7 protein-coding genes are annotated in these 9,270 nt (G+C 64.5%); 1 reads left to right on the top strand and 6 read right to left on the bottom strand.

The features are described 5' to 3' along the window. From ACOMG5_RS17245 to ACOMG5_RS17235, 3 genes are all read right to left on the bottom strand, one after another. Positions 1 to 248: phage head-tail joining protein (locus ACOMG5_RS17245; protein WP_420345023.1), on the bottom strand; the 248-nt coding region annotated here is incomplete at its 3' end. Then, positions 248 to 2,104, bottom strand: a complete 1,857-nt coding sequence (locus ACOMG5_RS17240; RefSeq protein WP_420345022.1) for a prohead protease/major capsid protein fusion protein — start codon at positions 2,102 to 2,104, stop codon at positions 248 to 250. The genes ACOMG5_RS17240 and ACOMG5_RS17245, both read right to left, overlap by 1 nt. Continuing rightward, positions 2,097 to 3,509: a phage portal protein gene (locus ACOMG5_RS17235; RefSeq protein WP_420345021.1), complete on the bottom strand. Its 1,413-nt coding sequence runs from the start codon at positions 3,507 to 3,509 to the stop codon at positions 2,097 to 2,099. Before ACOMG5_RS17235 ends, ACOMG5_RS17240 begins: the two co-directional genes overlap by 8 nt. Positions 3,510 to 3,681: 172 nt before the next feature. On the opposite strand from ACOMG5_RS17235, the gene ACOMG5_RS17230 reads away from it, so the two are divergent. After that, positions 3,682 to 4,479: a hypothetical protein gene (locus ACOMG5_RS17230; RefSeq protein ID WP_107893596.1), complete on the top strand. Its 798-nt coding sequence runs from the start codon at positions 3,682 to 3,684 to the stop codon at positions 4,477 to 4,479. 7 nt (positions 4,480 to 4,486) lie between these two features. Here the strand turns inward: ACOMG5_RS17230 and ACOMG5_RS17225 are convergent, their stop codons facing one another. The 3 genes from ACOMG5_RS17225 to ACOMG5_RS17215 all read right to left on the bottom strand — a co-directional run bounded on the left by ACOMG5_RS17225 (position 4,487) and on the right by ACOMG5_RS17215 (position 9,030). After that, positions 4,487 to 6,622 carry a DNA methyltransferase gene (locus tag ACOMG5_RS17225; protein WP_420345020.1) on the bottom strand — a complete coding sequence of 712 codons (2,136 nt, stop codon included), beginning with the start codon at positions 6,620 to 6,622 and terminating at the stop codon, positions 4,487 to 4,489. Positions 6,623 to 6,722: 100 nt separating this feature from the next. Then, entirely contained in the window at positions 6,723 to 8,531 is a 1,809-nt protein-coding gene (locus ACOMG5_RS17220) for a phage terminase large subunit family protein (RefSeq protein WP_420345019.1), read from the bottom strand. After that, on the bottom strand, positions 8,521 to 9,030 hold the full coding sequence (locus ACOMG5_RS17215) for a hypothetical protein (RefSeq protein WP_420345018.1): 510 nt from the start codon (positions 9,028 to 9,030) through the stop codon (positions 8,521 to 8,523). Before ACOMG5_RS17215 ends, ACOMG5_RS17220 begins: the two co-directional genes overlap by 11 nt. Positions 9,031 to 9,270: the final 240 nt, after the last annotated feature.

Raw genomic sequence — 9,270 nt, 5'->3', positions numbered from 1 at the left:
CACGACCAACGAACCCGTCGCCACCATCCGCCACCATCGCCCCCTTGCAGAAAACCACAAAGAGGCTCGCTCCTACGCAGCTCGCAGGAAACCCACGATATCAATGGGCTGGAGACGGCGCATACGGCCATCTCGCCGTCGCTCGCGTAGGTGATGCGCTTGCCGTCGTATTCGACGGTGCGGACGCCCCGGTAGCGCGCGGCCATCAGGGCGTCCCGCCAGGCGGTGAGCTGGGTGAGGTCGGCCATCACGCGCCTGCATTCATGAACCAGCCCCGATGGTCGATGAAGCCCGCTCCGAAATCGAGGATCACCCGTATCTCCACGCCGTCCACGTCCCAGCCCGAGCGGCTCTCGACCTGCGGGCCTTCCGCCCCCGAGAGGTAAGCGAACTCCAGACCGTCGATCTCGCCGGGTTCGGCGGTGACATACCAGCGCGTGGCCGAGGACAGGCGCGGTTCCACCACCAGCGACAGCGATCCCGAGAAGGGGTTCACGTCGGCAGCCGTGGCGGGCGCGATGCTCGCCAGCCACTTCTCGGCGGTGGTCTCCAGCGCGGGCGGGACCAGCAGGTTGCGGGGCGTCACGCGGATCGTGCGGTCCTCGATGCCCTTCTGCGTGCGCAGCGCCAGCCTGGCCGCCGAGAGGGTCGCGTCGGAGATTGCCGCGCCGGTACCGGCCTTGTTGCCGTGATCGGCGTGGAACAGGGTCTTGCCGTCCGACATCGTCGGTCCGTTGCCGCTGCCCGTCTCGAGGAGGGTCACGAGAATCCGCGCCTCGGTCTCGGCGGCGGCCTGGCCCATGCGGCGCGCGAGGTCGGCAAAGGCGCCGAGGTCGTCGTTCACCAGCACCTGCCGGGTGATGCCGATCTTCCGCGCCCAGGTCTCGACCTTGTAGGCTTCGCGCGCCTCGGCCATCGTGCCGGCCTTGATTTCGCCGTGCTCGTTGAGCTTCTCCAGCAGCGGCGCCTCGCCCAGCATGATCTTGTTCACCGCGCGGAAGTCCCGCGCCGTAGTCTGGCGGCCGAGGCGGCGGATGCCCGAGGGTGCGGCCTGGTAGGCGTCGCGCAGCACGCGGCCCACGGTGTCCCCGAGGATGATCGGGAAATCCGAGGTGGTGTGCAGCGCACGGGTCACGATGCTCGCGGGCGAGAGCGCCATGGTGGACTCGCCACGCAGCGTCAGCAGTTCCTTCGCCATGTCCACGGGCGTGGAATAGGCGTAGCGCCGGGCGGGCTCGCTCAGATCATGCCGTGGATTGATCCGGGCGTAGAGGGCTTCGCCCATCTGCCGGGCGCGCAGGGCGGGGTCGTCCTGGCTGTCGCCCATCTCGACCCGGACCTGTTCGGTGCGGATCGTGGGCGCGCTGCGCTTGGCCAGCGCCTCGAAGGCCGCGCGGCGGGCGGTGTCGGGATCGGCGCCGCCGTCGATCTGGCCATCGATCCAGGACTGGTCCAGCCCGGCGATCCGGGCGATGGAGCGGATCTCGGCATTCGCTGCGGCGCGGGTCTCGGTGGTCGGCGCTGTGTCGGCGGCCTCTCGGGTGGTCGTGTCGGTCATCTCTGTCTCCATGCGAATGTGGGCGCCGGGGTCGGCGGGCGTCGGCACCAGGGAAATCTCGTGGGGTGTCCAGCGCACGGCGGTCAGCACGCGCGCGCCGTTCTCAGTGGTCTCGGCCCACTCCTCGACGGAGTAGCCGACCGAGACGTGGCGCAGGATGCCCGCCAGCACGTCCTGCCAGACCGGCTCCACCTCGGGCCGCGCGGAGAACTGGATGAGCGCCGTGCCGCGCTTGCCGTCGACGGCGGCGCTGCGGACGGAGCCGAGCACGTCGCGCACAGCGGTCTGGCGATGCGCGTCGAGGACGCTTGCGCCTTCCAGCCGCGACAAGTCCACCGCCTCGGGCGCGAGGCTGAGCCGTTCGATGTAGTGGCCTGCCATGTCGCGGCGGCGCACGGGCGCACCGGTGGACCAGACAACTTCAACGTTGCGTTCTTCAACGTTGACCGTCTGCGGCTTCAAGCTGGCACGCCGGGTCAGAAGGGAAACGTTGTCGTTCCCGACGTTTGAGTGCGTCCATGCCGAGGTTGTCTCGGTGTCAGACATCGGCGGTCTCCTTCTGCTGCGGCGCCTCGGTCTGGCCGAAGCTCAGCCCCAGCCCCTCCGCGCGCTCGCGGTCGGCAGTTATCTCGGCGTCCACCTGTTCGGCGTCGTAGCCGCGCTCGGAGATCGCCTGGGACCGGCTCTTGAGCCCCGCGCCGATCGCCATGATCTCGGCCTGCACGTCCTTCATCGGATCGACGTAGTCGAACTTTGGCGGAAGCCATTCGCACCCGAGGTAGGCGTCCGGGTTCCGGTCGAAGTCCCGCGCGGGCAGATCGCCGGTCAGCACCGCCAGCCGCACGAACCGCTCCCAGACCGGACGGCAGAACAGGTGCACGACCACGTTGTGCTGCAATTGCTCGACCCGGCGGCGGAACTCGATCAGCCCTGCCCGGATCGAGGAATAGGTGACGCCCTCCAGGTCGCCAGAGACCAGCTCGTAGGGCAGGCCCAGTCCCGCCGCGACGGCGCGCAGGTGGTTCTTCACGAAGGGTGCGTAGGCATCGTGCTCGGTCGGATTGGAAAACCGGATGTCGGTGCCGGGCGGCAGCGGGATCAGGCTGCCGGGCTCCATGCCCACGGTCAGCGCGCCATTGGTGTTCGTGCCCGAGAGGCCGCCCGCGGTGCCGTCGGGATCGGTGATGAAGCCGGTGAACAGCGCCGCGACCTTGGCCTTCACGAGGGCCGCGTCCTCGAACTGGTCGAGTTCGTGCAGCCGCAGCAGCACCGGCGCGAGCCAGGTGATCCCGCGCAGCTGCCCCGCCGCGAGCGGCTTGAACAGGTGCAGGCAATCGGCGGCGAGGACGCGGATGGGGTCCATGCGGAGAGACCCCAGCGGATCGCCCGGGCGGGAGGACAAGACCCGGTAGGCGACCCGGCGACCGGCGGCATCGAACTCGATGCCCGCGCGGATCCGCGCCCCGCCGCCGATCTCGCGGTGCAGGTCCATCGGAACCTGCTCGCGATCCAGAAGCTCGAGGTGGAGGGGGATGCTGGCGGCGTCGCTCGCCACGCGGAGCCTCGCGAAGCTCTCGCCGCTCTCGACCATCGCGCGCACGGCCATGGCCTGCAGCCCGTAGAAATCCGCGAGCCCGTCCGGGGCGGCGTGATCGGTCCAGCGCAGCCAGAGCACCTGCAGCCGCTCGCGCACCGCGCGGTCCGGATGGGTGGATTGCGGCTTTATACCGGCGCCGACGACATTGCCGACCAGGCTGTCCACCGCCGCCGCGACCCAGGGGTTGTTCCGCGCATACCAGCCGGCCCGCCGCGCCGCCGTGGTCGCGCCCGCCAGGATCGCCGCGTTCAGCCCGTCGACCGTTCGCGCCCCCTCCCAACGCCGCCCGCCACCCGCAGCGTCGAAGCCGCGAGCCCGAGCGAGGCCGAGAAGGCGATGGAGCAAGGTCCGCATGGGCGGCAGAATCGCCCGAAACGGACCCTCAAGCTATTGGGAATGTTTGGGAAGAGAGGCGGCAACAAACCTGCCGGGCCCATAACCAGGCCGTTCACCGACAGAGGCGCTCTATACGCGGCGAAAGGAAATTGCTAGCGAAGCTCGGGAACAAAACGTGCGCCGAGGAATCATGGCAGAGTACATTCAGGCATTTGACGCAGACGAAGTTCTTATGGCGACCGCCGAGGTCAACAAGCTAGTTAGGTCGCTTCAGGGTCGAAAACTGGAAGAAGGCGATTGGACGAGCCTCTACTGCCGGGTTAAGGGCGTACCCGAGATGGGCTGGAGCAACCTTCCGTTCAGGGACTATCTCCACGACGGGGTCGGGGTGGAGTTCAAACTCCTTTCGAAGGCTGATCCTTCAGGCTGCATGGGGAAGTCCTTAATGCACCCTGCCGCCACCCGCACGATTGACTTCAGCGAGAATGAACCCGCCGAAGACGCTATGGCCAAGGTCTTTAACCAATGGGGCGCGGCAATCTCAGAGTTCGAGGATCGAGTGCGCGCCACCTCGAAGACGGGGAGTGTGGATGTTCGGTGGGGAATACTGCTTTGGGCCCCTGATCATAGCGAGTTTCTGTACTTCGAGGAGCGCCTGGAGAAGCCACGTGTCGAAGATTTTCAAGCACGATGGCATGATGGAAATCATCGCGGTAAGGCAACGCGAAATCTTCACATATTTGAGAAGGCAACTGGCAAGAAAAGATTCTCCTGTACGCTGCCGCGAAATGGCGCGAAGCTTCAGCCATATTTCGATGTTCCGGACGTAGCCAACGGGGCACATATCTTCCGCCCAGAGAAGGCTGATGTCCTTCCACTTTTCGTACGGCGCGAGGATGCAGACGCCATTGAAAAATTGTTCCCCGATACAAGCTCCGAGGACGTAATCGCGCAGCTTCTGGAGAACTGGAGAAAAGGGCGCGAGTGATCTTTGCTTAGCCCAGAATTTCCGCGGCTTGCTCTCGAAAGCTCGAAAAGCTGACAACACCCTGTTCGGCTTTTATCGCATCAGCCAAGTATCGGCTATACAATAGGCGATAATCGATCTCGGCATCGCGTTTGACGTGTAGGAACGGAAGCACCGGTATGTTTCCACTGTGGCCCTGGATGAAGGTCCCGACATCAAGTGGCTCGCGTGAGGCGGTTTGCACGCGCGTTGGAGCGTTGCTCTTTCTGCAGTGAAGCATGAGGTCTGAGCCAGCGGTATTCTCACTCACGAACTGCTTAAAAGTGCCATGCTGCTTGTCGAATACGCTGACCTTTTCAATCGCGAATCCGGCGTCGACCACTGCGGCTCGCAAAGCATCCCACACCTTTTCAGACGAGTTCATGAAGACGAGGATCATCCAGTGACCGTCTCGCAGCACGCGGTATGCTTCACTAAGCGCCTTTCGCATGAGTTCGCGATAGTCGTCGATGTCCTTTTTCTGGCTCTTATTTACGATCGCTTCGTGTGCCGCATTGGTGAACTTTCCAAGCCAGCTCTCCCAAAGAATGTTCATCTCGCTATAATTTATGTTGGCTCCGAAAGGCGGATCTGTGAAGATCAGGTCAACGCTGTTATCTGGAAGAAATGACATGTCCGTTGCGGAGCCGGTTACAACACTGGCTTTTCCAGAATACGCACTTGCTGTTGTCACAAAGTGGTCAGAGATGCTTTTTGCCTTTCGCTCAAAGGTAATAAAGACATTCGCCTCGTTTGAGATCTGGGGCACATTGAAGTTGGCGGTATTTCCGCTTCCACCCCAAAAACGATATTCTGACATTCTCGTCACTCTCTGGTAGAGAGACGTGAAAGCGAAGGCGGCAGCCATCGCGGTATCGGAGTCCTCTATCTTCCGAATTTCTTTCCAGATGGCGGCGTTTGCGATGAGATTTCGAGCCGTGTAGAATTTGTCTATGCTGTCTAGTCCATGTCGCTTTGGTTGGCCTAGATTTACGCCGTCCGGAAGTGGGAGGTTCGGATATGTGCCTTCCCATTCAGTCAGCATCGACTGGATTTGATTTATACGTCCCAGATCCTCTTCATTGAGGGGATGCTCAACGATCTTCTTTGAGCAGCATTTGTAGCCGAGAAACACCGGTACTTGCTGCTTTCGTTTCAGATAGGATTTGTTGACTTCTTCGCCGCAATGCGGGCATGGGAACTTCTTCAGAAGTTTGTGCTCGCGAACCGTCTTTCCGTATTTTCGGCAATGGTCCCATAGGACGAAGTCTTCGTGGCAGTGGTTGCACTCAAGTATGTATGACCAGACAAAGAACTGCGCTTCGACATCTATGCCGCATTCGCGACACTGCGTTTGATACAGTGTTCGCCGAAGCGGTGCGAGCCGGTCCAGAATCGTGGCAATGGCGGTGTGAAAACTGCCGACATCCATAGTCCTGCAGAAATTATAGGAAATGAATGAGGCAGCGGGGGAGAGCTCGTTCAGGATTACATCGCACCCAACATATCTTGCGGCCACCCCAGTCATGCCGCTACCAGCGAATGGATCCAAGACCAAGCCGCCTGATGGCAGGTAGCTCGAAATCACGCTTGCGATGCCCTGCGGTGGAACCTTCGTGTGGTAGGTGTGCGCATCATAGGTATAGGTGTTCTTCCCTGCAGAGATTTCCTTCTCAACAGCCGAGTCGGTCGTTTCCGCTGGGTCTTCGTGTGCAGCCAGCAAGCTGCTCAATGCAATCTCCCCATCACCCCAGAACACGCCATCGAATACATCTGCAAGGACGTCGTTTCTTGCTTCGTCAAGAAACTTTGTTTTCTCCTCATCAAAGAGCGGTAACGGCGCAGTCTTTTTCCGTGCGCCAGTTGACGCGAACCTCACTTGAGGTGACCGAGGTGCTTCTCGCAGCGATTTTGCTGTGCCCTTCGCCGCAATCAAGTTGTCGAGGGCGTCGATGATATCTTCAGGCGGGGCTGAGTCTCCGCGCTCCCATCGAACAACGGCGTAGAAGGAAGTCCCCAGGCGTTCCGCCAACTCCTTTTCAGTCAAGTTCAAACGCTCGCGCACCTGCCGAAAGGGATTCGGCACTTCAACGTTATCGGCGGGCGTGTTCATGTGGCGGTTCATGGAGTGTCTATATTTTTGGTTTGGCTGCCTAGAAACAACACTATCTGGGGTGCAATGTGAAGGGCGATGTATGGTTCTCGTGCCGCGGCCAGGTTCATTTCTAGCGCATCCACGCCGACCGGATCACTCCCGCAGCCGCCGCATCCGTTTGCGTGTGCGCAGGACCCACCCCCTCCACCTCTTCGTTCAGCCTGAGCCCCATGCTGATCAGTCCGTGTAGGGCGGCGTGGGCGTAGACGAAGGTGTCGAGGGCTTCGTTGCGCTCGCCGTCGCGCTTGGGTTGCCAGGAGCGGATGGGGCGGCCCCGCTCGAACCGGGTGACGACGCGCTCGGCGGTCAGCTGGCGGAAGTAATCGGCGTCGAGGCGGCGGGGGAAGTGGATCGCGCCGGGGCCGGGTTCGGTCAGGCGGAGGCGGGCGTAGACGGCGTCTTTCACCGCGTCCACGCCGACGATGAAGAGCGGGATCTTGCCCTTGTTCGTCCGCGTCGGGCGGCGCGGCCAGACCGGGATGCCCGGCCCGCCGCGGCCCTTGATCGCCCAGATACGGCGGGCGAGGCGGGTGCGGCAGAACTCGTAGGCCATCTTGGTGTGGTGGCCGCCGGTGTCGATGGCTGTGGCGCGCACCGGCAGGTCAAGCCCCGCGGCATGAGGGAACGTCGCCTGCAGCACCATGTCGAGATCGGCCCAGAGGCGTGGCCCTGACGGATCGCCCCAGAGCACGCGGTAGTCGATCACCCACGCCTCCTCGTCGCGACCCCAGCCGAGGATCTGCACCTCGATCCGGTCGCCCTGCACGTCGACGCCCGCGGTCAGCACGGCCACCGAGGCGGGCAGCGCCTCGCCCCAGTCCTCGCGCCGCGCCATGAGCGGGTCGGCCGGAACGGTGTCGCCCGCCTGGTCCTCCCAGGACTCGCCCAGCTTGGTGTTGACCCAGACCTGCAGCCGGGGCGGGTCCTTGCGAACGCGGCCGTGCTCGGCCGCGATCTCGGCCCATGTCTCCCACGGGGAATAGAGGGCCGAGAGATGGAAGCCCGCGGTGCGGCCGTCGCCCTCGGCGGTCGCGCGCCACTCGCCCGCGGCCAGCAGGCGGGGCTTCTCGTGCTCATGGTGGACGCCCCCGCAGGCCTCGCAGACCAGATGCGCCTGGTCGCGCCGCCCCTCGGGCCAGCGGATGCGCGCCCATGTGATCGAGGCCATGTCGCCGCAGTGCAGGCAGGGGACGTGGTAGAAGCGCCGGTCGCTGTGCTCGAAGGCGGCCTCGATGCGGGAATGACCCTTCAGCGTGGGCGTGGAGACCATGTAGATCTTGCGCCGGCCCCGGAAGGTGGCGGTGCGCTGGATCGCCAGATCGACGGGATCGCCCTCGCCATCGGCGTCGCCGGGATAGCCGTCCACCTCGTCCAGGAACAGGTAGCGGACCGGAGTGGAGCGGAGGCCGACGGCGCTGTTCGCGCCGGTCATCACCAGCTGGCCGCCGGGGAAGGACTTGCGGAACAGGCTGTTGCCTGCGTCGCGGGAGCGGGGCGCGGCGACCAGTTCGCGCAGGGCGGGCGTCGCCTCGATCAAAGGGTCGATGCGGACGGTCGTGTTCCGCCGCACCATGTCGAGCGAAGGCATGACCAGCATGGCGATGCCGGGCGCGTTCTGAATGATGTAGCCCAGCCAGTTCAGCCCGGCCTCCGACCCGCCGGTCTGCGCGCCCTTCATCAGCACGACGCGCTCGTAGGGGCTGGCGGTGGACAGCGCATCCATCACCTCACGCAGGTAGGGCGTGCGGTCGGTGCGCCAGCGGCCGGGCTCGGCCGAGGTGGGCGGCAGGATGCGGTGCCGGTCGGCCCAGGCCGAGACCGGGATCGGCGGTTCGGGGCGGATGCCGCGCCGCCAGGCGAGGTCGATGTCAGGAACCATCGCCAAAGCTCCCCAGCGGCAGGTCGGCCAGGTGTTCGAGATGCTCGCGCATCATCCGGTCGAGCGCGGCGAAGGTGACGCGGGGATCTGCGCCAAGCTCGGCCGCCAGCAGGGGCGCCGTGCGCTGCACCCATGCCATGTGCGCGTCGCGTTCGGCACGGGCGCGCGCGAACACGGTCCTGGTGGCGGCGGCGGTCTCGACCAGCTGGCCCTGTTCGCGCTCGAACGCCAGCTTGGCGCGCTGGACCTTCACGATCTCATGCAGTCGCTTGGCCTCTGCGAGCGTGGTCGTGGCGCGGGTCGGGCTGCCGGCACCGCCCCGGTTGCGCCGGGCCGGGTCGAGGTTGTCCTCGATCCAGGCGAGCCCCACCGCCACGTCGATCCGCCCGTCCGCGCGCACCGGCAGCCCCTCGGCCACCAGTTGCGAGATGCGGCCCTTGGTCAGCCCGACGCGGGTGGCGAAGGCGGTCTTGGTCTCATGGCTGTCGAGTTTAGTCATTTCCGCCCCCTGACGCTGGCGGGCTTATGCGCTGCGCGTCCCCACATACGGATCGGCCCGGGAGGAACCGCCCGGCGGCCAGCGATCCGCCGATTCCGGCTGGTCACGACGGTTAGAGGTGGACCCGCCTGGTGAGACAGTTTGGCGGCTTGGCTAAGGTGGATCGGGTTGGTTTCTATGCCGCCAGTCGCTCCGTCATTTCCGCCGTAGCATAGACCTCGTCGGGTGTCCTGCCGCCGA

It is taken from the genome of Paenirhodobacter sp. (assembly GCF_041916475.1).
Classification (GTDB): domain Bacteria; phylum Pseudomonadota; class Alphaproteobacteria; order Rhodobacterales; family Rhodobacteraceae; genus Rhodobacter.
Note: the sequence above shows the minus strand (reverse complement) of the source record. Positions and strands in the feature narration are given on the sequence as shown.

What these genes read in the sequence shown, in the direction of transcription:
- ACOMG5_RS17240 (WP_420345022.1), bottom strand. Translation starts at nt 2,104, where the DNA reads ATGTCTGACACCGAGACAACCTCGGCATGGACGCACTCAAACGTCGGG.
- ACOMG5_RS17235 (WP_420345021.1), bottom strand. Translation starts at nt 3,509, where the DNA reads ATGCGGACCTTGCTCCATCGCCTTCTCGGCCTCGCTCGGGCTCGCGGC.
- ACOMG5_RS17230 (WP_107893596.1), top strand. Translation starts at nt 3,682, where the DNA reads ATGGCAGAGTACATTCAGGCATTTGACGCAGACGAAGTTCTTATGGCG.
- ACOMG5_RS17225 (WP_420345020.1), bottom strand. Translation starts at nt 6,622, where the DNA reads ATGAACCGCCACATGAACACGCCCGCCGATAACGTTGAAGTGCCGAAT.
- ACOMG5_RS17220 (WP_420345019.1), bottom strand. Translation starts at nt 8,531, where the DNA reads ATGGTTCCTGACATCGACCTCGCCTGGCGGCGCGGCATCCGCCCCGAA.
- ACOMG5_RS17215 (WP_420345018.1), bottom strand. Translation starts at nt 9,030, where the DNA reads ATGACTAAACTCGACAGCCATGAGACCAAGACCGCCTTCGCCACCCGC.